The sequence below is a fragment of the Streptomyces sp. NPDC003035 genome (genome assembly GCF_042888285.1).
Classification (GTDB): Bacteria; Actinomycetota; Actinomycetes; order Streptomycetales; family Streptomycetaceae; genus Streptomyces.
The window spans coordinates 187,827-213,682 of sequence record NZ_JBIAPJ010000004.1; the positions used below are offsets into that span (position 1 = coordinate 187,827).

Consider the following 25,856-nt stretch of genomic DNA (forward strand, 5'->3'; position numbering starts at 1 on the left):
GGGAGGTTATCCACAGGTTGCGGGGGATGCGAACGGATTGTCGGCGGATCGGAGCATCATGGGGGCCATGACTGAGACCAACGAGATCACAGACAGCCCGTCGCGGGAGGTCCCCGTCTGGGAGCAGCGGTTCCGGGCGCCGCGCGTGTCGCTTCCCGAGTGGGCCGAGGAGGCGCCGGACCGTTCGCTGTTCGTGTCCAATGCGACGGGGACGTACGAGCTGTACGCCTGGGACCGGGCGACCGGCGTGCGGCGGCAGGTCACGGACCGGCCGAACGGCACGACGGACGGCACGCTGTCGCCGGACGGACAGTGGATCTGGTGGTTCTCGGACAAGGACGGGGACGAGTTCGGGGTGTGGATGCGCCAGCCCTTCGGCGGCGGCGTGGACGAGCCCGCGGTGCCCGGGCTCGCGCCCTCGTACCCGGCGGGTCTGGCGATCGGCCGGGACGGCACGGTGGTCGTCGGCCGCTCGACGGACGAGGAGGGCTCGACGATCCATCTCGTGCGCGCCGGGGCGGAGCCGGTGGAGATCTACCGGCACCGGGAGTCGGCCGGGGTGGGTGACCTCTCCCACGACAGCTCGCTGATCGCGATCGAGCACACCGAGCACGGGGACGCCATGCACTCGGCGCTGCGGGTGCTGCGGGCCGCCGACTCCTCGGTGGTGGCCGAGCTGGACGACTCCAAGGGCGGGACGGAGGAGCTTGGCCTGGCGGTGCTGGGCTTCGCGCCGGTGGACGGTGACACCCGGCTGCTCGTCGGACACCAGCGGCGGGGCCGCTGGGAGCCGCTGCTGTGGGACGTGGCGACGGGCAAGGAGACCGATCTCCGGCTCGACCTGCCGGGAGACGTGTCGGCGGAGTGGTACGCGGACGGCACGGGCCTGCTGGTCGTGCACAGCTTCGAGGCGCGCAGCGAGCTGTGGCGGTACGACATCGCGACCGGCGCGCTGGTGCGGGTGGAGACCCCGGCCGGTTCGGTGTCGGAGGCCACGGCCCGCCCGGACGGCAGCGTGGAGTACCTCTGGTCCTCGGCCGCGCAGCCGCCGGTGGTGCGTTCGACGGCCGGCGGGGTCGTCCTGGAGCCGCCGGGCGCGAAGGCGCCCGGGTCGGTGCCGGTGGAGGACGTGTGGGTGGAGGGGCCCGGCGGCCGTATCCACGCCCTCGTGCAGCGGCCGGTGGAGGGCGAGGGCCCGTTCCCGACGATCTTCGAGGTGCACGGCGGCCCTGCGTGGCACGACAGCGACGCCTTCGCGTCCGGTCCGGCGGCCTGGCTCGACCACGGCTATGCGGTGGTCCGGGTCAACTACCGCGGCTCGACGGGCTACGGCCGGGAGTGGACGGACGCGCTCAAGCACCGGGTCGGCCTGATCGAGCTGGAGGACATCGCCGCGGTCCGCGAGTGGGCGGTCGCCTCGGGTCTCGCCGACCCGGAGAAGCTGGTCCTGTCGGGCGGCTCGTGGGGCGGGTATCTGACGCTGCTCGGGCTCGGCACGCAGCCGGGGGCCTGGTCGCTGGGGCTCGCCGCGGTCCCGGTCGCGGACTACGTGACGGCGTACGAGGACGAGATGGAGGCCCTGAAGGCGCTGGACCGCACGCTGTTCGGCGGCTCGCCGGAGGAGGTGCCGGACCGGTTCCGGATCTCCTCGCCCCTGACGTACGTGGACGAGGTCACGGCGCCGGTGTACATCTCGGCGGGTGTGAACGATCCGCGCTGCCCGATCCGGCAGATCGACAACTACGTGGACCGGCTGGCGGCCCGGGGCGCGGCGCACGAGGTGTACCGGTACGACGCGGGGCACGGCTCCCTGGTGGTGGAGGAGCGGATCAAGCAGGTGCGCCTGGAGCTGGACTTCGCGGCGCGTCACCTGGGGACCCGGCCGGTCGGGGGGTGAGGCGGCTGCGTACCGTGGAGGGGTGTACCGGTTCCTGAAAACGCCCCGCTGGTGGGGGATCAACGTCTTCGTCCTGCTGGCGATCCCGTTCTGCCTGTTCATGGGGACCTGGCAGATGGGCAAGTTCGAGGACCGCGTCGACTCCCACCGGGAGGCGGAGCGGGCCCCGGATCCGGGCACGCTGAGGACCGAGCCGCTGGACGAGCTGCTGCCGGTGGACAAGGAGACCTCGGGCCGGCACGCGGAGGCGAGCGGCCGGTACGGAGCGCAGTTCCTGGTGCCGGACCGTGAGCTGGACGGGCGCACCGGCAGCTATGTGCTGACGTTGCTGAAGACGGACGGCGGCAAGTCCCTGCCCGTCGTACGGGGCTGGCTGCCGGCCGGCGCGAAGGCGCCGGCCCCGCCGTCCGGCGAGGTCACCGTGGTGGGCGCCCTCCAGGCGTCGGAGAACACGGGGACCAAGGGCGTCCACGCGGCGGGCGGTCTCCCGGAGGGCCAGCTCGGCATGATCAGCGCGAGCGCCCTGGTGAACCTGGTCCCGGACGAGGTCTACGACGCGTGGGTCACGGTCGTGGACTCCCCCGCCGGCCTGACGCCGGTTCCGGCGGCCGCGGCGGCGGGCACGTCGCTGGACCTGAAGGCGTTCCAGAACCTCGGGTACACGGCGGAGTGGTTCGTCTTCGCGGGCTTCGTGGTCTTCATGTGGTTCCGCCTCCTGCGCCGTGAGGCGGAGGCCCAACAGGACGAGGCCCTGGGCCTCTAGGCCGGGCCCCGGGCCTACTGGGCTCCGGCCCTCGACCGAGGGCCCACCAGCCGGGGCAGCGGCCGGGCTCTCCAGGGCTCTGGCCCTCGGACCCACGAGCCGGCCGCCCTGAGCGCACGGACGCTTCCCGGCCTCTCCGGGACACCCGACGGGCCCTTCCCGGCCCTGGGCCTGGCCGAGCCGCCCCGGGGGCACCCTCCGGGCCCTAGGACGCGTCGAGTACGCCCGTGCGGTAGATCGTTCCCGCGCAGGCGTTCGAGATCGTCGTCGCCGCCTGCGGGGCGCCCGGCTCCGCCGTGTGGCTGACCGAGACGCTGCCGTCCTCCGGCGTCCCGTCCGTGCGGAGCTGGGGAGACGTGCCGTCGGTGGTGTTGTCGCCCGTCGAACCGGTGGAGCCCGTCGACGTACCGCCGGCACCGTCCGTCGAGGTGCTCGGGTCCGGAGACGGAGGCGTGGTCGGGCAGGTCTCCGAGGGGACCCAGGCGAACTTCACCTCGTACGCGTTGTCCGGCTTGAGGACCAGCGTGGGCGACTCCTGCGAGGGGTCGGGAAGGCCGCTCGCCGCGTCCCCGGCCGTGTGCGCCAGGACCGTGATCTTGGAGCTGTCGGCCGCGCCCATGGCCTGGAAGCCGACGCTGCCGTCGCCGCTCACCACGCACTCCTTGCCGGAGACGTTGGCGATGCGGAAGGTGCCGTAGACCTTGCCCTCGGCATCGGGTCCGCCCGCCTGTACCGCGCTGACGCCCAGCTGTGCGGCCTCGCACGCCGGCACCGAGTCCGGCGGGGAGTCCGTCGGCGGCTTCGAATCGGTCCCCGTGCCGCCCGCCTTGCCGGCCCCGGGCTGCTCGGGCTTGCCTGCTCCCTCGCCCGCGCCCTGGCTGGGGCTCGCGGTGCCGGTCGGCGTGCCCGCGCCCTGCTGGCCGCCCTCGACCCCGGTCTCGGAGCCTGTGCCGCCCTGGGCCTGCTCGCCGTGGCCGGCGTTCACGGCCTGGCCGGCGGTGATGCCGCCCGAGTTGGCGACGTGGACGAAGGCGGGAACGGCCGTGCCGATCAGCACGGCGGCCGCGGCGAAGCCGACGATGGCCTGACGCTTGCGGGTGCGCCGTACGGGCACCGCGCGGCGCAGGTGGTCCAGTGCGCCCTCGGAGGGCTGGAGGTCCCCCACGGCGCCGTGGAGCAGGCGCCGCAGCGCCAGCTCGTCGCCCGCGAAGGGATCGCTCGCCGTCTCGTGTCCCGGGCCGTCGTGACGGCGGGCGTCCTCGCGGTCCAGACCCTCACGGTCCAGACCCTCGCGGTCCAGATCCTCACGGTCCGGGCCCTCGCGATCCGGGCCCATGCCGCCGGAGCTCATGTCGTCGGGGCTCATGCCGTCGCCTCCATCGCGACGCGCAGCGCCGCGATGCCACGCGAGCCGTACGCCTTCACCGAGCCCAGGGATATGCCGAGCGTCTCGGCGACCTGCGCCTCCGTCATGTCCGCGAAGTATCGCAGCACCAGCACCTCGCGCTGTCGCCGCTGCAGCCCGCGCATCGCCTTGATGAGCGCGTCCCGCTCCAGCTGGTCGTACGCGCCCTCCTCCGCGCTCGCCATGTCCGGCATCGGCTTGGACAGCAGCTTGAGTCCGAGGATGCGGCGGCGCAGCGCGGAACGGGACAGGTTGACGACCGTCTGCCGCAGATAGGCCAGGGTCTTCTCGGGGTCCCGGACCCGCTTGCGGGCGGAGTGCACCCGGATGAACGCCTCCTGGACCACGTCCTCGCAGGAGGCCGTGTCGTCGAGGAGCAGCGCGGCGAGGCCGAGGAGCGAGCGGTAGTGCGCCCGGTAGGTCTCGGTCAGGTGATCGACGGTGGTGCCCGCGGCCACGATGCCTTCAGTGCTCTCGCGTGGCGAGGGAATACCGACCACACCGGCCGTCCGCGTTCTCGCGGGCACGGGAGTGATCACCGGCATGCCGCCGGACGGACGCGGGCGCCTGAGCGGGCGCGCCATGGTGCCCCGTACGGGGACCGCGAGCGCGCCCCGTCCGGGGACGACTGCCGTGCCACGGAGCGGGACGACCGCTGGGATGTCGAGTACCTCTGCCACGCCTGTTGGACACACGTCCCCCCGTCAGGGTTGTACGAGTACGCCACCGTTCTTGACGGTGATCCAATTGTCATCATGCGTACCCGATCTCCCCCCATGCCCCGTTTTGACAGCACCTCGCGCGCTACACCACCAAGGCGCACGCAGAGACGCCCCCCACCCAACTACCGGTTGCAGTAAGAGGGAAGAGCATCGTCGAACATGGCGTCACCCCAGTTCAAGGGACTTATGCCGCCGACTTGCTCACAAGTCGTTCACCGATGCCGTGCGGCGGAGCGGTCAAGCGTCGCCGATTTCCGGACGCTCAGGGCGAATGACCGATTCCGCGATCTGTACGGCATTCAGCGCCGCGCCCTTGCGCAGGTTGTCGCCGCAGACGAAGAACTCGAGCGCGCGCTCGTCGTCCATCGAGCGACGTACCCGCCCCACCCAGACCGGGTCCGTGCCCACGACGTCGGCCGGCGTGGGGAAGTCGCCCGCCGCCGGATCGTCGTACAGCACCACTCCCGGCGAGGTCGCCAGGATCTCGTGCGCCCGCGCGACGCTCACGGGCCGCTCGAACCGCGCGTGGACGGAGACGGAGTGCGCGGTGACGACGGGAACGCGCACGCAGGTGGCGGCGACCGGAAGCCCCGGAAGGCCGAGGATCTTGCGCGTCTCCTCGCGGATGCGCAGCTCCTCGGAGGACCAGCCGTCCTCTCCCAGGGCGCCGGACCACGGCAGTACGTTGAGCGCGACCGGCCCGGGGAAGGGCCCGGTGTCGTCCCCGACGGCCCGCCGTACGTCGCCGGGATGGTTGCCGAGCTCGGTCCCGGCCACCAGCGACAGCTGCTCGCGCAGGGCGGCGACACCCGCCTGCCCGCCCCCGCTCGCGGCCTGCTGGGCGGTCACCACCAGCTCGGCGACCCCGAACTCCGCGTGCAGGGCGCCCACGGCGACGATCAAGGCCAGCGTGGAGCAGCCGGGGCTCGCCACGATGCCCCGGGGCCGGAGGCGTACGGCATGGGGGTTGATCTCCGGGACCACCAGCGGCACGTCCGGATCCGCCCGGAACGCCACGGACGTGTCCACCACCACCGCGCCCTTGGCCGCGGCGATCGGCGCCCACCGTGCCGCGATCTCCTCCGGCGCGAGGAAGAGGGCGAGGTCGACGCCCTCCAGGACGTCCTCGCTCAGCGCGAGGACCTCGGTCTCCTCCCCGCGCACGGCCAGCTTGCGGCCGGCCGAGCGCGAGGAGGCCACGAGTCGGATCTCGCCCCAGACGTCGGCGTGCTGCGACAGGAGCTGGAGCATCACCGCGCCGACGGCTCCGGTCGCTCCCACGACCGCGAGCGTCGGCTTGCGGCTCATCGGCGAATCACCGGTCCGTCACCCGTCCGTCACCGGTCCGTCATCGGCCGGTGCCGCCGTAGACGACGGCCTCGTCCGAGTCGCTGTCGAGACCGAAGGCGGTGTGGACGGCCGTCACGGCGTCGTTGACGTCGTCCTGGCGGGTCACGACCGAGATGCGGATCTCGGAGGTCGAGATCAGCTCGATGTTCACACCGGCGTCGGACAGCGCCTGGAAGAAGGACGCGGTGACGCCCGGGTTCGTCTTCATACCCGCGCCGACCAGGGAAATCTTGCCGATCTGGTCGTCGTAGCGCAGCGAGTCGAAGCCGATCGCGCCCTTCGCCTTGTCCAGGGCGTCCATGGCCTTGCGGCCCTCGGCCTTGGGGAGGGTGAAGGAGATGTCCGTCAGACCGGTGGAGGCCGCGGACACGTTCTGCACGATCATGTCGATGTTGATCTCGGCGTCCGCGACAGCCCGGAAGATGGCCGCGGCCTCGCCCGGCTTGTCCGGCACGCCGACGACGGTGATCTTCGCCTCGGAGGTGTCGTGGGCGACACCCGAGATGATGGCCTGCTCCACCTTCTGGGCTCCTTGCGGTTCGTTGCTGACCCAGGTGCCCTGCAGGCCCGAGAAGGACGAGCGGACGTGGATCGGGATGTTGTAACGGCGTGCGTACTCGACGCACCGGTGCAGCAGCACCTTGGAGCCCGAGGCGGCGAGCTCCAGCATGTCCTCGAAGGAGATCCAGTCGATCTTCTTCGCCTTCTTCACCACACGCGGGTCGGCCGTGAACACACCGTCGACGTCGGTGTAGATCTCGCAGACCTCGGCGTCCAGCGCGGCGGCCAGCGCCACCGCCGTGGTGTCGGACCCGCCACGCCCCAGCGTGGTGATGTCCTTCTTGTCCTGGGACACACCCTGGAAGCCGGCCACGATCGCGATGTTGCCCTCGTCGAGGGCGGTACGGATCCGGCCCGGCGTGACATCGATGATGCGCGCTTTGTTGTGGACCGAGTCGGTGATGACACCGGCCTGGCTGCCCGTGAACGACTGGGCCTCGTGGCCCAGGTTTTTGATCGCCATGGCCAGCAGGGCCATGGAGATCCGCTCTCCGGCGGTCAGCAGCATGTCGAACTCACGTCCGGCAGGGATCGGGGATACCTGCTCGGCGAGATCGATCAACTCGTCCGTCGTGTCGCCCATCGCGGAAACCACGACGACCACCTGGTGGCCGTTCTTCTTGGCATCCACGATCCGCTTGGCGACGCGCTTGATGCCTTCGGCATCGGCAACGGAGGAGCCTCCGTACTTCTGCACGACAAGGCCCACGTGCGCTCCTCGCTCAGGTCTCTGCCGCAGTCATTACTGCGGTCGGCTCAGTCTAACGAGCGGCCCGGAATCACCGACCGTATATCACATCCTGAGATGTCCCGCTCACGACGTGATCTCGGCCGGAAGCCCGGGCCGCCCGTGGGAGACACCCTGCCCGGGAGGGGAGGAGGTACGCCGGGGTGTGCCCGGGCTCACATGCGGGAGGCTCCCCGCGAGAGGGCGCCGTCCACCGCGGGCCGCGCTTCACCACGCCCTCGGCGGGCGCACGTGCATCAGATGCACCGCGAACGGATGCTCCTCTCCCAGCGCCCGTACGCCGTCGCCGACGACCGCGTCGAACTCCGTCGTCGCCCGCTCCAGCTGCCCCACCGCCTCGTACAGCCGGACCAGGTTCAGCCGCGAGGTGAGCGTCTCTGGATGGTCGGGGCCGAGCAGCCCCCGGCGTTCGCCCAGCGTCCGCTCCTGCAGGGCGATCGCCCGCTCCAGCCGCCCGGCGTCCTGATAGGCGACGCCCAGATTGCTCCGCACCCACAGCGTGTCCCGGTGACGAGGCCCGAGGATCCGCTCCAGACCGGCCAGCGCCCCCTCCAGCAGCGTGACCGCGGCCTCCTTGTCCCCCAGATGGCGCCAGGTGACCGCGAGCCGGCACCGGGCCATGTGCGTCTCCGCCCGGCCCTCCCCCAGTACCCGCTCCAGGTCCGCGACGGCTCGCTCCTGGAGTTCGGCCGAGGGCCCCAGCTCCCCCTGGATCGCCCAGCACTCGGCGACGCCCTCGCGGCTGCCCGCGGTCTCCGGGTGATCCTCCCCGAGCACCCGCTGCCGGCACTCAACAGCCCGCTCGAACCAGGCGGCCGCCCGCTCCGTGTCGCTGTGCTCCAGCAGGAACCGGGCCGCCCTGTCCAGCAGGGCCGCCGTGTGCGCGGTGTCCGCCGACGGGTCGGTGTGGTGGACATACGTCTCGACGTGGGGAAAGAGTTCACGCCACACGCCCCACTCCGCCACGCCCCCGGCCCTCGACGGCGCGGCCGACGCCAGCGCCTCCTCGGCGAGGAGGCGGGCCGCTGCGATGTCCTCCGCCCGCCGGTGCGGGTCGCTCCCGTGCGGGGTGCGCGCCACCGCCTGCACCAGGCGGTGCACCGACACGGCACCGTCCTCGTGCAGCGTGAGCATGCTGTGCGAGGCGAGCCGGCCGAGCGCCCGCCGTACGGCGAAGGGTGAGGCGATCCGGTCGAGGAGGGCGCGCGGGATCCGGTCCGGCCCCCACCAGGCGAGGGTCCGCAGGATCGTGCCGGTCAGCGGATCGGCCGCGGCGAGCCGGTCCAGGGTCAGACGCCAGGTCCAGGCGACGGCCTGACCACCGTCGACCCCGCCCTCGACCGGCATCTCGTACAACTCGCCCGGATACTGCCTCAGTTGCTCCAGATAGTCGAAGGGCTCCGTACTGGTCTCCGCGCAGTACGCGGCCGCCTGCGCCACGGCGAGCGGCAACTGCCCCAGGGCCGCGCACAGATGCCGGGCGCCGGAGGCGGCGCGCGGCCCGGCATGGGTGAGGATCCGCGTGAACATCTCGACGGACTCGGCCCCGTCGGGCACGTCCAGGGTGAGGACCCTGGCGACCCCGTACCACCCGCCGGTCTGCCGGGTGGTGATCAGAATCTGGCCGCGGCGGACCCGAGCGACCAAGGGCTCGATGTCGGCCGGATCGGAGACGTTGTCGAGGACGAGCAGCCACTCGTCGTGCGTGGACAGCCACTGCAGCGCCCTCTCCCGCAGCGCCTCGGGCGGCAGTACGTCGATGAGGGCGGGCTGCATGGCGACGGCGAGGCCGACGAGGCCCGCGTCGAGTTCGGACCGGTTCTCGGCGGTGATCCACCAGACCAGGGTGCGCTCACTGGTCTTCCCGGCGGCCCAGCGTGCGGCGAGCGTGGACTTGCCGACCCCGCCGAGTCCACAGATCACGACGATGTCGAACTCCTCGTCCAGGAAGGAGATCTCGCGCTTCCGGCCGACGAAATGGGCGTGGCGGCGGGGGACGTTGGCCAGTCCGCCCGGGCACGACGCCGTCGCCAGGGCCTCCGGCGGCAGCAGGACCGCGTGCTCGATCTGGGTGACGTGGTCCCCGGTCGTGACCCGCCCGATGTTCCCGCCGGCCGCGACCGACCGCTCCCCGGCGGCTTCGACGCCCCCGCTCACGCGTCGCCCGTCGACACGCTCCCGATGTCACCACCGGCGGCGACGGAACGGTCACCGGAGGCGGTGACGGGCCCGGCGGTCGGCGCGGCGGGCCCGGCGGATCCCGCGGACGACGTACCGGCCCCCGGCATCGGGGGCGCTGTCGGCGCCTGCGCGCCGTTCCCCGTCGTCGCGGACCCGATGTTCCCGCCGGCGGCCACCGATCGCTCCCCGGAGGCGGTCACCCCGCCCCCACCGCGCGCCCAGAGCGAGAGCCCGAGCCCGGCGGCGGCCAGCACGGCCCCCACCACGCTCGCGATCTGGTCGGCCTTCCCGAGGTCGGCGACGGCCACGACGGCCAGCGCCAGGACCCCGGCCGCCCCGACGCCAACGCCGGTCCACCGCAACGCTTTTGACTGCCCTTGGCCTGCCATGGACCCATGATGGCAGGAGAGCGACGGGCGGAGGCGGCTACTTCTTCAGCGTGCCCAGGCCCAGCGGACCCGCGATCTCCTCCGCCATGACCCGCCCCGCCTCCTCCGCGAGGTCGTCCTCCGTCAGGTCCTCGTCCGTGTCGAGGCCGTCCAGCTCCGCGAGCGGCTGGTCGAGGCGGACGTGGGCGACGAGGGACTGCAGCGCCCGCAGGGTCGCCGAGGCCGTCGGACCCCAGTTGGAGAAGTAGGAGAACTGCCACCACCACAGCGCTTCGCTCGTGCGCCCGGCCCGGTAGTGCGCCAGACCGTGCCGCAGGTCCGCGACGATGTCGGCGAGGTTGTCGGAGATCCGGGCCGGCACCGGCGCCTTGCGCGGCTCGTAGGGGTCGAAGACCTCCGAGAAGACGTCCACCGGGTCCAGCATCACCGCGAAGCGCTCTCGCAGGTCGTCCATGTCCGGCTCGGGACCCGTATCGGTCTCGTAGCGTTCGTCCGGGAGGAAGTCTCCGTGGGCGCCCAGCCGACCGCCGGCGAGCAGCAGCTGGGAGATCTCCAGGAGCAGGAAGGGCACCGTGCTGTCGGGCTCGTCCCCCTTGGCCACCTCCGTGGTGGCCACGATGAAGGACTCGATCGAGTCGGCGATCTGGACCGCGAAGTCGTCCGGATCCTGCGTGATCGCGTGCAGTGTGGCGTCAGACATCGCGGGTGCCTCCTTCGAGCGCGGCCGGCGCGCAGACCCTGTCGTCATACATCTAGCAGTCGCCGCCCCTCGAAGGCACGCCCCAGGGTGACCTCGTCGGCGTACTCCAGATCGCCACCGACCGGCAGCCCGCTCGCCAGACGCGTGACTCTGAGCCCCATGGGCTTGATCATCCGCGCCAGGTACGTCGCGGTGGCCTCGCCCTCCAGGTTGGGGTCGGTCGCCAGGATCAGCTCGGTGACCGACCCGTCCGCCAGCCGCGCGAGCAGCTCACGGATGCGCAGGTCGTCCGGGCCGACGCCCTCGATGGGGCTGATCGCGCCGCCGAGCACGTGGTAGCGGCCGCGGAACTCACGCGTCCGCTCGATCGCCACGACGTCCTTCGGCTCCTCGACCACACAGATGACCGAGAGGTCCCGGCGCGGATCGCGGCAGATGTTGCACTGCTCCTGCTGTGCCACGTTGCCGCAGACCGCGCAGAACCTGACCTTCTCCTTGACCTCCAGGAGCGCGTGCGCGAGGCGACGGACGTCGGTCGGCTCGGCCTGGAGGATGTGGAAGGCGATCCGCTGCGCGCTCTTGGGACCGACGCCGGGCAGCCTGCCCAGTTCGTCGATGAGGTCCTGAACCACGCCTTCGTACAACGGAACGCCCTTCTGAGAAGTGCTTGATTCTTACGGTAGTGGCTGCCGGGGCCCCTTAGAAGCCCGGCGCGTGAAGCGGTGCCGACCGCGGGCCGGGAGCGGGCCGGAAGCGGCCGCGAGGCCACCGGTCCGAGGGCTCGGCCGACGGGCTCGGCCGACGGGCTCAGAAACCCAGGCCCGGCATGCCGCCCAGCCCCTGCGTCAGCGGGCCCAGCGTGGCCTGCTGGAGCTGCTGCGCGTTGTCGTTGGCGGCCTGGACCGCGGCGACGACCAGGTCGGCCAGCGTCTCGGTGTCCTCCGGGTCGACGGCCTTGGGATCGATCACCAGGCCGCGCAGCTCGCCGGAGCCGGTGACCGTCGCCGTCACCAGACCACCGCCCGCCTGGCCCTCGACCTCGGTCGCGGCGAGCTCCTCCTGAGCGCGCGCGAGATCCTGCTGCATCTTCTGGGCCTGCTGGAGGAGCTGCTGCATGTTGGGCTGGCCACCACCGGGAATCACGGTCACTCCTGATGTTCGGTATGTCGGTACGCCGAGCCTACGTGGTCCATGCCCGGCCTGCCGCCACAACTCTTTCGAGTGAGAAACTGCGGGCTCCTCTACCTGATCAAGACCCCCTTGTGGGCGGAAATCCCGGCTTTCCGGGCCCACAGCCCACCATTCGGCGGTAGGAAGGGCAGGCACCACGTGCACCGCACGTCACAGAAGGCCACGAGCGCTGAGCTGAACAGAGGAGTGCCCCGGTGAGCCAGCAGCCGGAGATGCAGCCGCAACCGGGGAATACCGCAGGTTCGGCCGCGAACCGTGACCTGACCGGGACGCCGTTCCCTCTCGGCGACTGGGGTGAGCCCGCCGACCGCCTCGACGAGCTCTATCGCTGGGTCGAGTCCCAGGCGTTGCGCACGGTGGAGTGGTACCTGTCCGACCGGGTCCGCAAGCGCCGCTGTGCCCGCGCCCTGCGGGTCGGCACGGCGCTGGGCGTCATCGCCGGCGCGGCGCTGCCGCTGCTCGATCTCACCGGTGTCGCGCCGGACGGCGCGACGGGGTGGGGGTACCTGTCCCTGCTGCTCGGCGCCGCCTGCATGGCCTGCGACCGGTACTTCGGGCTGACGTCGGGCTGGATGAGGGACGTGGCGACGGCCCAGGCGGTGCAGCGGAGACTCCAGGCCCTGCAGTTCGACTGGGCGTCGGAGAGCGTACGGGAGGTGCTGGGGCCGACGGAGGGGACCGCGAGCGAGGCCGCGGAGCGATGTCTCGGGGTGCTGCGGCGCTTCTCGGAGGACGTGACGGAGCTCGTACGGGCCGAGACGGCGGACTGGATGGTCGACTTCCGCGGGGGCCCCACGCCGCCGGCCCTCCCGTCCGTGAGCGCGGGCCCGCCCCGCCCGGAAGGCGGCACGCACCCCTCGACCCGCTTCCCGCTCCCCCCGGGCACCCGCCCCAACATGCCGCGGCAGCGCCCGCCGGAACCGCGCTGAGGCGGGCGCCTCTCCATGATCGAGGGGCGCCCGCCTCCACGCGTCGGTCCACGCGTCGGTCCACGCGCTGCTCTCGCGTCAGCTCAGGACGATCATCGAGCCCTGTCCGAGGCTCCGTGTCGCCGCCGCGTGCAGCCCGAGCCACACATGGCGTTCGCGCGCGAACGGACTGTCGTCGTACGCGACGGGTGCCGCCGGCTCCTCCAGCGCGGTCGGCCGCTCCGGCGGGAGCGGCGCGGCAGGCGGATTGGCCGGGTCGATGCCGATCGCGGGGGCGACGAACTCCAGCTCCCGCAGCAGACCGTGCGAGGACCCCAGCGGACCGCCGCCCTCCAGGAGCTCGTCGCTGGAGAGCGGGACCGGGAAGTCCACGGGGACGTACGCGCCGGCGTGGTCGTAGTGCCAGACGAGGTGGGACTGCTGCGCGGTCGCCTCGAACATCTCGAGGAGCTGCTCGTAGTCCCCGCCGAGCTCGTCGACCGGTTCGACGGCGAGCCCGCACATCAGCAGCAGGTAGGCGCGGCGGAGGAAGTGCAGGGCCTCGTAGTCGAATCCGGCGACGGGCGCCACGTCGCCGGAGAGCCCCGGCATGTAGGCGAAGACGGGAACGGTCGGCAGACCGGACGCGGTCAGGGCCTTGTCGTAGGCGGCGATCTCTTCGGCGAAGGGGTTGTCGGGGCTGTGACACAGCACGTCGACAAGAGGGACCAGCCACAGGTCACAGGCCAAGGGAGGCTCTCTCTCCGTCAGTTGCAGGGACGGCCAGGGTAGTCGGCGCCGTCCGCGCCGCACACCCGCTGGGGACCTGCCCCGGGACACCACCGTCGACACCCCCGGCCGCTCGCCGTCGCCTGCGCGACCGGCGACCACCACCGGCGGGGACAGCGTCACCCCGTGAGCCGCTCCAGACGGTCCGCCCAGGCCAGCGACTGGGTGTTGTACGCCTGGACCACCGCGACCGCCGCCTCCGCGTCCCCGAGCGTGACCGCGTCGACGAGGTCCACGTGCCCGCTCCACAGCCAACCGAGCAGATCGCGGTCGGAGCGCAGGTACGGCACGGAGAACACCCACGCCTGGACCCGCAGCCGGTGCAGGAAGTCGGCGATGTAGTCGTTGGCGGAGACCAGCCGTGCCAGCTCGCGCCAGTAGCGGATGTCGTACCCGATGAGGACGTCCAGGTCGCCGGCGCGGGCCGCCCGCGCCGCCGCCTCGCCCCGGCGCCGTACGGAGACGAGCGCCACCCCGCGCGAGACGTCGGGCTCGGTGGGCGGGACGGACAGGGGGGTGCGGCGGCGGAAGATGCCGTCCACGACGAGCATCCGGGCCTCGACCATGCCGCGGTAGTCGTCGATCGTGAACTCGTGCACCCGGAAGCCGCGGTGCTGGTCGGAGTCGAGGAGCCCCTGGGCGGAGAGGTCGACGAGCGCTTCGCGCACGGGCGTCGCCGACACTCCGTACTGCTCGGCGATCTGCTTCACGGTGAATTCCTCACCGGGCTGCAAACGCCCAGCGAGCACTTCGTCACGGAGCGCGTCCGCGATCTGCCGCCGCAGGGTGTTGCGGGTGACAGCTCCGCTCGCGGGCATGTGGTGGCCCCCTCCGTCCGGCTTCGGACACCCTAGACCAGACGGGAGGGACGGCTCCGTGACGTCGCTCGCGCTACGTGACGTTCGCCCACGCGATGTGCGCTCCGCGATGTGCGCTCCGCGATGTGCTCGCTCCGCGGTGCGCTCGCCCCGCGGTGCGCTCGCTATGCGGTGTGCTCGTCGGCGACGCTCAGCGCCGCGTCGAGGGCGGCGAGGCCCTCCTTGGCCTCGGCCTCGGAGACGTTGCAGGCGGGGACGGCGTGGGTGCGGTTCATGTTGATGAAGGGCCACAGGCCGTGCTTCTTGGCCGCCGCGCCGAAGGCCGCCATGGGGGCGTTCGCCTCGCCCGTCGCGTTGTACGGGACGAGGGGCTCGCGGGTCTCCTTGTTCCTGACCAGGTCGAGCGCCCAGAACGTACCCATGCCGCGCACCTCGCCGACCGACGGGTGGCGCTCGGCGAGCTCGCGCAGGCCGGGGCCGAGGACGGTCTCGCCGATGTGGGCGGAGTGCTGGACGACCTTCTCGTCCTCCATGACGTGGATGGTGGCCACGGCGGCGGCGCAGGCGAGGGGGTGACCGGAGTAGGTCAGTCCGCCCGGGTAGGGCCGCTTGTCGAAGGTCGCGGCGATCTCGGCGCTGATCGCGACACCGCCGAGCGGTACGTAGCCCGAGTTCACGCCCTTGGCGAAGGTGATCAGGTCGGGCACGACGTCGAAGTGTTCGGCGGCGAACCACTTGCCCGTACGGCCGAAGCCGGCCATGACCTCGTCGAGGACGAAGACGATGCCGTACCTGTCGCAGATCTCGCGGACCCCGGCGAGGTAGCCGGGCGGCGGGGTCATGATGCCGGCGGTGCCGGGGACGGTCTCCAGGATGATCGCGGCGATGGTGGCCGGACCCTCGAAGGCGATGGTGTCCTCCAGGTGCGCGAGGGCGCGCTCGCACTCCTGCTGCTCGTTCTCGGCGTAGAACGGCGAGCGGTAGAGGAACGGCGCCCAGAAGCGCACGACGCCCGCGGAACCGGTGTCGGAGGCCCAGCGGCGCGGGTCACCGGTGAGGTTGATCGCGGTGGAGGTGGCGCCGTGGTACGAGCGGAAGGCCGAGAGCACCTTGTGACGGCCGGTGTGCAGCCGGGCCATCCGTACGGCGTTCTCGACGGCCTCGGCGCCGCCGTTGGTGAAGAAGATCTTGTCCAGGTCGCCGGGCGTGCGCTCGGCGATGAGGCGTGCGGCCTCGGAGCGGACGTCGATGGCGAAGGCGGGCGCGAAGGTGGTGAGCTTCGCGGCCTGCTCCTGGATGGCGGCGACCACGCGGGGGTGCTGGTAGCCGATGTTGGTGTAGACGAGGCCGCTGGTGAAGTCGAGGTAGCGGTTGCCGTCGTAGTCCCAGAAGTACGAGCCCTCGGCACCGGCGACGGCGAGCGGGTCGATCAGGCCCTGGGCGGACCAGGAGTGGAACACGTGCGCACGGTCGGCGGCCTTCACGGCGGCGCCGGCCTGGGGATCGGGTACGACATGAGGGGTCATGCGGCCAGGGTAAGGACGTGCAGGTCGGAGCGGCCATGACCATCTTGTCCACCGAGACCGTCGCCGACGCGACAGGTTGTGGACCGCGCGCCCCCGGCTGCCCGGCCGCCCCTCCCCGTCGACCTCCCCGGGCACCAGCATCTTGACAGCATGCTGTCGACATGACAGCCTTCTGTCATAAGAGAACGGCACCGACACTACGCAGGAGGCCCCGACATGCCCCGCACCGTCCACCTCGCCGTCTACGACTCCCTCGCCGACTGGGAGACGGGCCACACCACCGCCTGGCTCGCCCGCTCCGGCTTCATGGTGAAGACCGTGGGACCGACCACCGCCCCGGTCACCACCATCGGCGGCCTCCGCATCACCCCCGGCCTCCCCCTCGAAGACCTCCGCCCCGAGGACAGCGCCCTTCTGATCCTCCCCGGCGCCGACCTCTGGGACACCGGCGACGACCTCGCCCCCTTCGCGGTCGCGGCCCGCCGCTTCCTCGACGCGGGCGTCCCCGTCGCCGCCATCTGCGGCGCCACCGCGGGGCTGGCCCGCGAAGGCCTCCTCGACGACCGCGCGCACACCAGCGCCGTCTCCTTCTACCTGGCCGCGACCGGCTACAAGGGCGGCGAGCACTACGTCGACACCGACGCCGTCACCGACGGCGACCTGATCACGGCCGGCCCGACCGAGCCGGTCGCCTTCGCCCGCGAGGTGCTCGGAAAGATGGGCGCCTTCGAGGGCGCCAAGCTGGACGCCTGGTACCGCCTCTTCCACGACTCGGACCCGGCGGCGTACGAAGAGCTCAACGGGTGAGCCGCGAGCAGCAGGACGCCCTCTCCCGCACGGCCCTCGGCGTCTTCCGCCTGAACGGCCAGTTGCTCGCGGTGTCCGAGAAACTGGCCGAGCCGGCCGGCCTCACGGCCGCCTGGTGGCAGGTCCTGGGCGCGGTCCTGCCCGAGCCGCTGCCGGTCGCCGGGATCGCCCGCGTCATGGGCATCACCCGCCAGAGCGTCCAGCGGATCGCGGACCTCCTGGTGGAGCGGGGCCTCGCCGCGTACGAGCCGAATCCGGCCCACCGCCGCGCCAAACTCCTCACCCCGACCCCCGAAGGCCGCGCCGCCATCCGCCGCATCGACCCGGGCCACGCGGACCTGGCCGCCCGGCTCACGCGGGAGCTGGGCGGCCAAGAGGCGTTCGACGAGACGGTACGGGTCCTGGAACGGCTCTCCAGGGCGCTGGACGCGCTCGACGGCGCGCCGGAGTGACGGGCTACCAGCCGGTGCTGGGGTAGTAACCCCAACGCTGGTTGTTGTTCCCGTTGAACGGCCAGGCGATCATCTGGGTGCCCCAGGTGCGCGTGCCCTGCGGCACGTCGACGGCGTGACCGGTCGTCGGGTTGACGTAGGACAGGTTCCGGTGCTCCCAGACCTGGTTCCAGCCGTTGTTGCAGTGCCAGAGGGCTGACGCCCCAGCGGGAACCGCCACGCGAGCGGCCAGGTGCACCCTGTCAACGCCGGCACCGGTACGTCACTCACGTGGGCGGGACCGGCATTGAAGCGCGTGACGCCACGCGGCCAGGATCGGCGGGCGGTCGTGCCCGCCGGCAGGAGTGCGTCGAGGTCGCCACCTGCGCCCACGCCGTCCACCTGCGGGACTCGAAGGTCAGCGACGGCCCCACCTTCGCCGTCGCCCCCGCCGCCTGGTCCGTCTTCCTGTCCTGGCGCGGCTGACGCCCCGTCCGGGACGTGTCCGGGACCGGTCCCGGACACGTCCCGGACGGGATCGGCCTTGAGCGGCCTCCCGGCGGCCGAGAAGAGTGGCGCTCTGTCAGGCCCCGGCATCCACCGGGGCCCCACTCGCGACAGAGGAGCCTTCATGCGCATCCGTATGCTCGCCGCGGCGGGCGTCTTGGCCGGCGCCGCACTCACCGCCACCGTCGTGGCCCCCGCTCAGGCGGCGCCCACCCAGGCAGCGCCCGCCCAGGCGGCTTCCGCCCAGGCAGCGGCCGGCTGGGCCATGTCGATCGGCGGGCCCATCAGGAGCTGTGCGGCCGCCAGTTGCGGCGTCGTCTACCAGACGTCGTACGGGCAGGACGTGTACTGGGACTACAGCAGGATCAACTCCGCGGGCAACCGCTGGTACCACGTGACGTCCCCGGCGACCGGCTGGATCTACTGCGGGAACATCAGCGCACCCTGCTGATCGCACGCACGGTTCCCGGGCGCCCCGTCGAGGGGCCCCGGGAACGCTCACGCCCTCAGCAGTACAGGTTCGCGCCCGTCGGTACTCCGAGGATCTGCGTGAACTGCTGGTACTTGCTCACGCGGCTCTGGACCTGTGCCGGGTTCTTGCCGTCGCACTCCAGCGCGCCGTTGATCGAGCGGATCGTCTGGCCGAAGCCCGCGCCGTCGACCATGGCGTTGTGGCCGGTCATCGTGCCGGGTCCGTTCTGGGTGTTCCAGTACCAGAGGCCGGTCTTCCAGGCGACGGGTGCCTCACGCTCGACGCGGTACGGGTTGTTGAGCAGGTCGATGCCGAGGGCGTCGCCCGCGGCCTTGTAGTTGAAGTTCCAGGAGAGCTGGATGGGACCGCGGCCGTAGTAGGCGGCCTGGCCGGCGGGGCAGCCGTAGGGCCGGCCGCTGTCGCAGTAGTGCGGGTAGTTGGCGGTGTTCTGCTCGACGATGTGGACCAGGCCGCCGGTCTCGTGGCTGACGTTGGCGAGGAAGGCGGCGGCCTCCTGCTTCTTCACCGTGTCGCTGCCGGTGTTGGTGAAGCCGGGGTAGGCGCTGAGGGCGGCCGTGAGACCGCTGTAGGTGTAGAAGGAGTTCCGGCTCGGGAACATCTGGTTGAACTGTGCCTCGGAGACGACGAATCCGGACGTGGGTGGCGGGGTCGTGCCGCCGCCACCGCAGGTGCCCTCGTCGCGCCAGACGTCGGCGGAGCCGGGGCGTTCGTTCTGGGTCCACCACTTGGCGTACCAGTTGCGGCCGTTGTACGAGGCGGTCATGCCGCCCGTGTACACGCTCCCGGAGTTCCAGGCGGTCACGCAGGCGGGTGCCGCGCCGGCCGTGGCCGCCGGGAGGAACACGGCCAGCCCGACGGCCGTACAGAGTGCGGACATGAGAATGAGCAGACGTCGCAGCATGCGCCCGTCCTTCCGTGGGGGAAGGCAAGCGAAGCGTCTTTGGTCTGGACCTGTCAAGGTCTAGACCAGCTCTTGTGACAGTCGGTGGGCACCCGCCCCCTCCCGCCCCTCAGCGCTTGAGCATGCGCCCCAACAGGCTCGTGAGCAGCTCTCGTTCGAGCTTCGACAGGGGTTCCATGAGCTCGTCCTGAGCTTCCGCGAGCACCTCGTCCAGGCGCTCCAGATGCCTGCCGCCCTGCTCGGTCAGGGTGATGACGTTGCGTCGGCGGTCCTCGGGGTCGGGGGTGCGCTCGACGTGGCGGCGTTCGGCCAGTTCGTTGATGACGGCGACGAGGTCGCTGCGGTAGATGCCGGTGCGACGGCTCAGACCGGCCTGGCTGGTCGGGCCGTACTCGTCGAGGGTGGCGAGCACCGCGTAGTGCCACTTGCGGGCGTCCTCCTCCGCGAGACCGGCGCTGACCAGGCGGTCCGCGCGGGCGGCGGTCAGTGCCAGGAGGCGGCTGGGCAGGGCGCGGAGGCGGGCCGGGGTCTCGCGCTCATCCATCTCGGAGGCGTCGCCTCCGCTGTCCGTCGTCATGCCCGCAGATTACCTCTTGCGTTAGTGCTCCGAACGATGTAGCTTCGTTAGCGTCATAAACGTTAGAGCAATGAACGTTAGATGAGCGAACGGCGAACGTCGTCTCGCACCGAGGGGGTAACACCATGACCAGCACCGCATCCACCGCCACGTCCGCGACCGCGTCCGCGACCGCGTCCGCCACCACCGCCACCACCGCCACCACCGCCACCACCGCGCCCCTCGCGGACGCCCGTGCGGTCGGCCTGGCCCACTACGCCGCCCGCAGCGTCCTGGAGCCCGTCCTGGCCCGGCACGGCATGACGTTCCAGCAGCAGATCGCCCTGCGTGCCGCCGTCACCGCCGACACCCCGCGGACGCGGGACGATCTCGTCACCCAGGTCCGGGGCTCTCTCAAGGCCGATCCGGCCGACATCCACGCCACTCTCGACGAGCTGGTGGGCAAGCAGCTGCTCGTCGCGGACGGCCCGCACCTCCGCCCCACGGACGCGGGGCGCGAGCTTCTCCCCGCCGTCGTCGCGGAGACCGCCCCCATGACCGCTCGCATCTGGGGCGGGATACCCGTCGAGGACCTGGCCGCCGCCGGACGCGTCCTCGCCCTGGTCACTGAGCGCGCCGACGCGGAGCTTGCGGCACTGACCGCCTGACCGCGATCGCATGACCGCGCGGCCGGCCACGGCCCCCCTGATCTCCGGCGGCCGGCGCACACCGGCCGGCGGCCAGCGCCCAGCCGCCTCAGATCAGCAGCACGATGCGGCCCGGGCGGTGCCCCGCCTCCGCCCTGCGGTGGGCCTCCGCGACCTCTTCCAGGGGCATGACGTCAGCCACCCGGGTGATCAGCTCGCGGGCCGCCACCTTCTCCAGGGTCTCCTTCAGGCGGGCGGCGTCCGGCTTCCCCCGGACGGTCTCCACGCGGACGTTCCGCTCGCCGACCGGCGCCCGGTCGGCGGCGAGCGCGACGAACGCGCCGTCGTCCTTCAGGACCGGCAGGAGCGGGTCGGCGAGGAACGCCCCGTCGAAGACCGCGTCCACCCCATCCGGGGCGAACTCCAGCACCTTCCGGACCACCTCCGCCGGGGTGCCGCGGGTGACGCTGTGCTCCGCGCCCAGGAACTTCAGGTCGGTCTCGTCACCCTCGTGGGCGACGGCCACCACGCGCAGTCCGGCGGCCGAGGCGTACTGGACGGCGAGGCGGCCCACCACCCCGCTCGCACCGGTCACGAGCAGCATCGCCCCCGGCGGGAGCCCGATCCGGTCGAGGCCCTGCTGGGCGGTGGCCGAGGCCAGCGGGACGGAGGCGGCCACGGTGAAGTCCACGTCGTCCGGGATCGGGGCCAGCCATTCGGGGGCGGCCCGGAGGACCTCGGCGTACGTGCCCTCGCCCGTCAGCTCCTCGAACCAGGGCACGAAACCGGCCACACGGGTCCCGGCGGGCATGCCGGGCACGGGATCGAGGAGCTTGCCGGCGAAGTCCGTCCCGAGGACGAAGGGGGGCCGGAGATCGCCGACCTCGTCGGCGTACCTCCCGGAGCGGATCCGCAGATCCGCCTGGTTCACACCGGCGGCCTTCAGCCGCACCCGCACCCGACCCGGGACGTCTCCGGCCTCCGGCTCGGGCCGGCGGGCCATGCTCAGGACCTCAGGGCCACCGTAGGCGGTCACTTCGACGACACGCATGGGGTTCCTCTCCGACGGGCCCCCTCGTGGCCATTACACCCACGGACCTCACCCCCGGCAACAGATGCTCCGCCAACCCGTGCCCCGCTGAACGAAGAGAGAACTCCAGGTGGCGACATGCGACCTCCCCCGCAGAACCGCACACCCGTCCGTACCGTCTCGGTCGTGGACTGGGTCACCGCCGAAAACGTCATCGCCGTGGTCACCGCGCTCCTCGGTGTCCTCGTCTCCGCCGGCGTGGTCGCGTACGAGCGCATCCTGCAGCGGGGCAGGAGGCTCGGCTACCGCGTGCAGCTCAATACGCCCCTGCGCGAGGGGGACGAGACCGTCGGCGATCTGACGCTCCGGGTCGGTGACATCGGCGACTCCAACGGCTCCACCCTCGTCCTGATCCGGATCGAGAACGACGGCGCCCGCGACATCGGCCACGCGGACTACGAGCAGTCCGACGTGTTCGAGGGGCTGAAGGTCACGTTCGACGGCAGGACCGTGCAGGCGGTCGTCGCCACCGTCCCCCGGGAATTCGACCGGGTGAAGCGCCACCTGGCGGCGCCTCCGGGGCTGCGCAAGGAGGGCGACGCGGTCCTGATGCCCAAGGTCTCGCTCGCACGCAGGCAGTACTTCAAGCTGCTCGTGCTGCTCTCGGCCCGGGTGGCCGAGGACGAGATCGAGTTCGACAGGACGCTCAAGGACACCGAGATCCACCGCAACCACAGCCGGAGCGTCGACGAGAAGACGCCGACCTTCAGCCCCGCCGCCCGGAACATCACCCTCGTCCTCGCCGCCTGCGTGGTCGTCCTCGCCACGATCATCGTCCGGACGGAGACCCCGCCGCCGATCGGCTGTGCCAGGGGCACGCTCACGGTCACCGGCTCGACGGCGTTCGCCCCGGCCGTGCGCGAGCTGGCGAAGAAGTACGAGCAGGACTGCGACGGGTCCACGATCGTGGTGGACGCCCACGGCTCGACGGCGGGCATACGGGCCCTGGCGGCGGCCGGCGCAACGAGCGGCAAGGGCTCCCCCGGCGTCCTGGCGCTCTCCGACGGGCGCAAGCCCGGCGGCTACCCGCAGCTGCGCGAGAGCATGGTCGCCGTCTCCCTCTTCACCCTGGTCCTCAACGACGAGATACCGGTCACGAACCTCACCCTCGACCAGGTCCGCCGCCTCTACCAGGGCAGGATCACCAACTGGAACCAGATACCCGGCGGGCCGGACCGTCCGGTCCTGCTGGTCAGCCGGGACGCCAATTCCGGTACCCGCGAGGTCTTCCAACGCCGGGTGCTCGGCCGCAACGAACCCGCGAACTCCTCCCTGGACTGCGTGACGAAGGACGACCGGGAAGCTCCCGTCGTGCGCTGCGAACTCGACAGCACCGAACAGGTGCTGACGACGGTCGCCAAGCTTCCGGGCGCCATCGGCTACACCGAACTCCGGTCCGGCAGCGGGCTGAAGGGCGCGCACCGGGTGGCCATCGACGGCCGGATGGCGAACGTGGACGAGATCGGGGACTCGACGTACCCGTACCGGGAGATCGAGTACGCCTACACCTGGGGACAACCCCCGGCCGACTCGCTGACCTCCAGTTTCCTGGCCTACCTGAGCCGGGGCAGCGGCCAGGACGTCATCCGCACCCACGGCCACCTGCCGTGCGCGACGCCCAAGGGCCTGCGGATCTGCGGCGACGGGTGAACGCCCGTCTGGCATCCTCTGTCGACGTGGATCCATTGAACGCGGAAGACCCGGTCAGCATCGGCCCGTTCCGACTGCTCGGCCGGCTGGGCGTCGGCGGCATGGGACGGGTGTTCCTGGCCCGTTCGGCGGGCGGCCGGACGGTGGCGGTGAAGGTCGTGCACGCGGAGCTGGCCGTGCAGGACGAGTTCCGGCGCCGGTTCGCCCGCGAGGTCGCCGCCCTGGAGCGCGTGGGCGGCACGGGCACGACTCCGGTCCTCGGGTCGGACACGGCGGCCGAGGCCCCGTGGGTGGCCATCGGTTACGTACCGGGGCCGTCGCTGCGCACGGTGGTGGGTGACGAGTTCGGGCCGCTGCCGACCGCGACCGTACGCGCGCTCGCGGCCGGGATCGCGCGGGCGCTGACCCATGTGCACGCCGCCGGGCTCGTCCACCGCGATCTGAAGCCGTCCAACATCCTGCTCACCGTCGACGGTCCGCAGATCATCGACTTCGGCATCGCCCGGGCCGTCGACACGATCACCGACGGGGGGCTGACCAGCACCGGCGCGGTGGTCGGCTCGCCCGGTTTCATGTCCCCGGAGCAGGTGCGCGGTGAGAAGCTGACTCCGGCCTCGGACGTCTTCTGTCTCGGTTCGGTCCTCGTCTACGCGGCGACCGGCCGCTCCCCGTTCGGTACGGCGGACAGCGGCGTCCACGCCACGATGTTCCGCATCGCGCACGACGAGCCCGACCTGACGGGCCTCGCGCCCGAGCTCGCCGGCCTGGTGCGGGCGTGCCTCGGGAAGGACCCGGCCGGCCGGCCGTCGGCCGCCGAGCTCGCCGAGACGATCACGGTCACGGATCCCTGGCTCCCGGCGGACGTGCTGGCCCGCCTCGGCCGCCACGCGGCCCGGCTGCTGGAGACGGAGACGGATGCGACGGCCACCCCTGCCGGCACGGGCGCGGGCGGGACGAACGACACGGCCGGGGACCCCACGCCCGCACCGGCACCGAAGCCGCCGCGCCGGCGCCGTACCGGGCTGATCGCCGCCGCCACGGCGCTCGTCGTGGCGGCCGCGGCCGCCCTCACGTACACGTTCTGGCCGGATCCGGACACCGGACGGGACGAGCAGAAGAACCGCGCCCGAGGCGAGACGGACAGCGTGGCGGCCCGCCCGGCCGGGATCGTTCCGGCGTCCTTCCTCGGCGCCTGGGAGGGCGTCCTGCGCGGTTCGGCCGACCACCCCCGCGAGACCGTCCGGATCGAACTCACGCAGGGCGCCGCGGGCTCGAAGGTGTCCACGTACGTCCAGGTGACCGACGAGCGCCTGTGCATGGGCCGGTCCCGGCTCGTCTCGGCCGACGAGGACAAGGTGGTCCTCGGCGAGTCCGACGTCACCACCAGCGTCCCCGCCCAGCGCTGCACTCCCGCCGCCCATCAGACCCTCGCGTTGCGCTCCCCGGACGTCCTGGAGTGGACCTCGGGCGCCGCGAAGGCGACCTTCCGCAAGGCGAGGACGGGTACGGACATCGTCCCCGCGACGCTCGTCGGCACCTGGCAGATGAAGAAGGATCCGCTGATCTACGGCGAGAACGCCGACCGCTACACCGACGAGGTGACGATCACCCAGGGCCCCATCGGCGCCACCGTCTACCGGAACGTGCAGGTCTACCCCCGCCAGGACGACGAGGGCAACCTCACGGGCGACGCGGTCAGCTGCACGTTCACGGCCCTGCTGGCCGGGTCCGGCACCCCGCTGGTCATCGGCCCCGGAACCCCCGACCCGGACTCCTCGGACGCCGACTGCACCCATGGTGGCAACTCCGGCTACCTGACGCTCGTCCGCTCGGAGGGCAAGGAGCGGCTGCTTGTCTTCCCCATGCTCGACGGGGAGCCGGGCGAGTACCAGCGGCGCTAGCGGGCGGCCGCGGCGCGGGCGTAGTCCCGGACGAAGGGGCGGGTGTCGTCCGCGCGCCAGGCCAGGGCGAAGCGGCTCGGGGACACCCCGTCGACGGGCAGGACGACGACCCCGCCGCGGGTGAGCAGGGGTGCGTTGCCGGCGGCCACCAGGCAGATGCCGAGGCCGTCGACGAGCGCCTCGTACGTCTCGTCCGTGCTGGCGATCTCCCCGCCCACGACCGGCGGGCGTCCGGCGCGGGAGTCCACGGCGAGCCAGAAGTCGCGCAGTGCGGGGCTGGTGGCGGGCAGCGCGAGGAAGGGTTCTTCGAGCAGCTCGGCGAAGTCGATGCTCTCGCGCCCGGCGAGCGGATGCGTCTCGGGAAGGGCCACCAGGCGGGGCTCGGTGGCCACGACGACCCAGCGGTAGCGCTCGGCGTCCGCCAGGGGCAGCCAGACGAAGGCCACGTCGCTCGTCCCGTCCGCGAGCCCTGCCGTGGGGTCCTCCCAGCCCACCTGCCGTAACTTCAGCCGGATCTCCGGATGGGCCTCGGTGAAGCGGGAGCGGATCGCGGGCAGCAGCCCGCCCCGGCCGGGGCTGGTGGACATCCCGACGACGAGCGTGGCCTGTTCGGCCGCGCGGGCCCGCCGCACGGCGCCGCCCGCCTCCTCCCAGGCGGCGAGCACGGCGCGGGCGTGCGGCAGCAGCGCCGTACCGACCGGGGTGAGGCGGACGCCGCGCCGGTCGCGGTCGAAGAGCGGGGCGCCGAGCTGCCGCTCCAGGGCCCTGATCTGCTTGCTCAGCGCGGGCTGGGAGACGTACAGCTTCTCGGCTGCGCGGGTGAAGTGCAGCTCCTCGGCGACGGCGACGAAGTATCTGAGGTCCCGCCCGTGCACGTCCATGGTCATGCCCATGGGCTATCACGACAGATCTTGGACCGGCAACG

Annotated in this window: 27 protein-coding genes; 10 read left to right on the forward strand and 17 right to left on the reverse strand. The window is 72.1% G+C overall.

Translation table 11 applies throughout. The annotated features are described in order from the left end of the window. The first annotated feature begins 58 nt into the window (after positions 1-58). Both ACFYV5_RS13975 and ACFYV5_RS13980 read left to right on the forward strand, forming a co-directional pair. Positions 59-1,897 carry a prolyl oligopeptidase family serine peptidase gene (locus tag ACFYV5_RS13975; protein ID WP_389168232.1) on the forward strand — a complete coding sequence of 613 codons (1,839 nt, stop codon included), beginning with the start codon at positions 59-61 and terminating at the stop codon, positions 1,895-1,897. A gap of 22 nt (positions 1,898-1,919) precedes the next feature. Beyond that, positions 1,920-2,660 (forward strand): SURF1 family protein, encoded by a 741-nt coding sequence (locus ACFYV5_RS13980; RefSeq protein ID WP_389168234.1) that lies wholly within the window; start codon positions 1,920-1,922, stop codon positions 2,658-2,660. A gap of 205 nt (positions 2,661-2,865) precedes the next feature. Here ACFYV5_RS13980 and ACFYV5_RS13985 read toward each other — a convergent pair whose 3' ends face one another. The 9 genes from ACFYV5_RS13985 to ACFYV5_RS14025 all read right to left on the reverse strand — a co-directional run bounded on the left by ACFYV5_RS13985 (position 2,866) and on the right by ACFYV5_RS14025 (position 11,859). After that, positions 2,866-4,026 carry a hypothetical protein gene (locus tag ACFYV5_RS13985; RefSeq protein WP_389168236.1) on the reverse strand — a complete coding sequence of 387 codons (1,161 nt, stop codon included), beginning with the start codon at positions 4,024-4,026 and terminating at the stop codon, positions 2,866-2,868. After that, positions 4,023-4,745 (reverse strand): SigE family RNA polymerase sigma factor, encoded by a 723-nt coding sequence (locus tag ACFYV5_RS13990; protein WP_355113300.1) that lies wholly within the window; start codon positions 4,743-4,745, stop codon positions 4,023-4,025. The genes ACFYV5_RS13985 and ACFYV5_RS13990 overlap by 4 nt, the downstream gene beginning before the upstream one ends. 279 nt (positions 4,746-5,024) lie before the next feature. Continuing rightward, a complete protein-coding gene (locus ACFYV5_RS13995) occupies positions 5,025-6,095 on the reverse strand; it encodes an aspartate-semialdehyde dehydrogenase (RefSeq protein WP_355113302.1) in 1,071 nt (356 codons plus the stop codon). 40 nt (positions 6,096-6,135) lie between these two features. Beyond that, positions 6,136-7,407 (reverse strand): aspartate kinase, encoded by a 1,272-nt coding sequence (locus tag ACFYV5_RS14000; protein WP_355113304.1) that lies wholly within the window; start codon positions 7,405-7,407, stop codon positions 6,136-6,138. A gap of 246 nt (positions 7,408-7,653) precedes the next feature. Then, positions 7,654-9,603, reverse strand: a complete 1,950-nt coding sequence (fxsT, locus tag ACFYV5_RS14005; RefSeq protein ID WP_389168240.1) for an FxSxx-COOH system tetratricopeptide repeat protein — start codon at positions 9,601-9,603, stop codon at positions 7,654-7,656. Next, positions 9,600-10,016, reverse strand: coding sequence for a hypothetical protein (locus tag ACFYV5_RS14010; RefSeq protein WP_389168242.1), 417 nt, complete (start codon positions 10,014-10,016; stop codon positions 9,600-9,602). The genes fxsT and ACFYV5_RS14010 overlap by 4 nt, the downstream gene beginning before the upstream one ends. Before the next feature lie 37 nt (positions 10,017-10,053). Next, positions 10,054-10,716, reverse strand: a complete 663-nt coding sequence (locus tag ACFYV5_RS14015) for a DUF5063 domain-containing protein (RefSeq protein ID WP_355113310.1) — start codon at positions 10,714-10,716, stop codon at positions 10,054-10,056. Positions 10,717-10,760: 44 nt separating this feature from the next. Further along, the gene (gene recR, locus ACFYV5_RS14020; RefSeq protein ID WP_355113312.1) at positions 10,761-11,360 is read right to left on the reverse strand and encodes a recombination mediator RecR; all 600 of its coding nucleotides are present in this window, start codon (positions 11,358-11,360) and stop codon (positions 10,761-10,763) included. 163 nt (positions 11,361-11,523) lie between these two features. Beyond that, on the reverse strand, positions 11,524-11,859 hold the full coding sequence (locus tag ACFYV5_RS14025) for a YbaB/EbfC family nucleoid-associated protein (protein WP_355113313.1): 336 nt from the start codon (positions 11,857-11,859) through the stop codon (positions 11,524-11,526). Positions 11,860-12,119: 260 nt separating this feature from the next. Here ACFYV5_RS14025 and ACFYV5_RS14030 point away from each other — a divergent pair, with 260 nt between their 5' ends. Then, positions 12,120-12,836 (forward strand): SLATT domain-containing protein, encoded by a 717-nt coding sequence (locus ACFYV5_RS14030; protein WP_389168923.1) that lies wholly within the window; start codon positions 12,120-12,122, stop codon positions 12,834-12,836. A gap of 78 nt (positions 12,837-12,914) precedes the next feature. Here ACFYV5_RS14030 and ACFYV5_RS14035 read toward each other — a convergent pair whose 3' ends face one another. The 3 genes from ACFYV5_RS14035 to ACFYV5_RS14045 all read right to left on the reverse strand — a co-directional run bounded on the left by ACFYV5_RS14035 (position 12,915) and on the right by ACFYV5_RS14045 (position 15,948). After that, positions 12,915-13,565, reverse strand: a complete 651-nt coding sequence (locus ACFYV5_RS14035; protein ID WP_355113315.1) for a hypothetical protein — start codon at positions 13,563-13,565, stop codon at positions 12,915-12,917. 158 nt (positions 13,566-13,723) lie between these two features. After that, positions 13,724-14,422, reverse strand: coding sequence for a GntR family transcriptional regulator (locus tag ACFYV5_RS14040; RefSeq protein WP_389168246.1), 699 nt, complete (start codon positions 14,420-14,422; stop codon positions 13,724-13,726). A 164-nt stretch (positions 14,423-14,586) separates the two neighbouring features. Beyond that, the gene (locus ACFYV5_RS14045; RefSeq protein WP_389168248.1) at positions 14,587-15,948 is read right to left on the reverse strand and encodes an aspartate aminotransferase family protein; all 1,362 of its coding nucleotides are present in this window, start codon (positions 15,946-15,948) and stop codon (positions 14,587-14,589) included. Positions 15,949-16,164: 216 nt separating this feature from the next. Between ACFYV5_RS14045 and ACFYV5_RS14050 the strand changes: the two genes are divergently transcribed. Together ACFYV5_RS14050 and ACFYV5_RS14055 are read left to right on the forward strand one after the other, a co-directional pair. After that, positions 16,165-16,755: a DJ-1/PfpI family protein gene (locus ACFYV5_RS14050; RefSeq protein ID WP_389168250.1), complete on the forward strand. Its 591-nt coding sequence runs from the start codon at positions 16,165-16,167 to the stop codon at positions 16,753-16,755. After that, positions 16,752-17,207: a MarR family winged helix-turn-helix transcriptional regulator gene (locus ACFYV5_RS14055; protein ID WP_389168252.1), complete on the forward strand. Its 456-nt coding sequence runs from the start codon at positions 16,752-16,754 to the stop codon at positions 17,205-17,207. Before ACFYV5_RS14050 ends, ACFYV5_RS14055 begins: the two co-directional genes overlap by 4 nt. A 4-nt stretch (positions 17,208-17,211) precedes the next feature. Here ACFYV5_RS14055 and ACFYV5_RS14060 read toward each other — a convergent pair whose 3' ends face one another. Next, positions 17,212-17,427, reverse strand: coding sequence for a ricin-type beta-trefoil lectin domain protein (locus ACFYV5_RS14060; protein WP_389168254.1), 216 nt, complete (start codon positions 17,425-17,427; stop codon positions 17,212-17,214). A gap of 65 nt (positions 17,428-17,492) precedes the next feature. Between ACFYV5_RS14060 and ACFYV5_RS14065 the strand changes: the two genes are divergently transcribed. Together ACFYV5_RS14065 and ACFYV5_RS14070 are read left to right on the forward strand one after the other, a co-directional pair. Further along, positions 17,493-17,672 (forward strand): DUF397 domain-containing protein, encoded by a 180-nt coding sequence (locus ACFYV5_RS14065; RefSeq protein ID WP_389168925.1) that lies wholly within the window; start codon positions 17,493-17,495, stop codon positions 17,670-17,672. Between the two features lie 145 nt (positions 17,673-17,817). Next, positions 17,818-18,144, forward strand: coding sequence for a hypothetical protein (locus tag ACFYV5_RS14070; protein WP_355113327.1), 327 nt, complete (start codon positions 17,818-17,820; stop codon positions 18,142-18,144). A 55-nt stretch (positions 18,145-18,199) separates the two neighbouring features. Here the strand turns inward: ACFYV5_RS14070 and ACFYV5_RS14075 are convergent, their stop codons facing one another. Together ACFYV5_RS14075 and ACFYV5_RS14080 are read right to left on the reverse strand one after the other, a co-directional pair. Continuing rightward, entirely contained in the window at positions 18,200-19,087 is an 888-nt protein-coding gene (locus tag ACFYV5_RS14075; protein WP_355113329.1) for a glycoside hydrolase family 19 protein, read from the reverse strand. A 109-nt stretch (positions 19,088-19,196) separates the two neighbouring features. Further along, positions 19,197-19,664: a MarR family winged helix-turn-helix transcriptional regulator gene (locus ACFYV5_RS14080; RefSeq protein WP_389168257.1), complete on the reverse strand. Its 468-nt coding sequence runs from the start codon at positions 19,662-19,664 to the stop codon at positions 19,197-19,199. Positions 19,665-19,789: 125 nt separating this feature from the next. On the opposite strand from ACFYV5_RS14080, the gene ACFYV5_RS14085 reads away from it, so the two are divergent. After that, a complete protein-coding gene (locus ACFYV5_RS14085; protein ID WP_389168259.1) occupies positions 19,790-20,311 on the forward strand; it encodes a MarR family transcriptional regulator in 522 nt (173 codons plus the stop codon). Between the two features lie 88 nt (positions 20,312-20,399). On the opposite strand, the gene ACFYV5_RS14090 is transcribed toward ACFYV5_RS14085, so the two are convergent. Beyond that, positions 20,400-21,341: an NADP-dependent oxidoreductase gene (locus tag ACFYV5_RS14090; RefSeq protein WP_355113335.1), complete on the reverse strand. Its 942-nt coding sequence runs from the start codon at positions 21,339-21,341 to the stop codon at positions 20,400-20,402. A 117-nt stretch (positions 21,342-21,458) separates the two neighbouring features. On the opposite strand from ACFYV5_RS14090, the gene ACFYV5_RS14095 reads away from it, so the two are divergent. Both ACFYV5_RS14095 and ACFYV5_RS14100 read left to right on the forward strand, forming a co-directional pair. Next, positions 21,459-23,030: a substrate-binding domain-containing protein gene (locus ACFYV5_RS14095; RefSeq protein WP_389168261.1), complete on the forward strand. Its 1,572-nt coding sequence runs from the start codon at positions 21,459-21,461 to the stop codon at positions 23,028-23,030. A 26-nt stretch (positions 23,031-23,056) separates the two neighbouring features. After that, positions 23,057-24,931, forward strand: a complete 1,875-nt coding sequence (locus tag ACFYV5_RS14100; protein WP_389168263.1) for a serine/threonine-protein kinase — start codon at positions 23,057-23,059, stop codon at positions 24,929-24,931. Here ACFYV5_RS14100 and ACFYV5_RS14105 read toward each other — a convergent pair. Then, positions 24,928-25,818, reverse strand: coding sequence for a LysR family transcriptional regulator (locus tag ACFYV5_RS14105; RefSeq protein ID WP_389168265.1), 891 nt, complete (start codon positions 25,816-25,818; stop codon positions 24,928-24,930). The two genes, ACFYV5_RS14100 and ACFYV5_RS14105, sit on opposite strands and share 4 nt — an antisense overlap. Between the last annotated feature and the right edge of the window lie 38 nt (positions 25,819-25,856).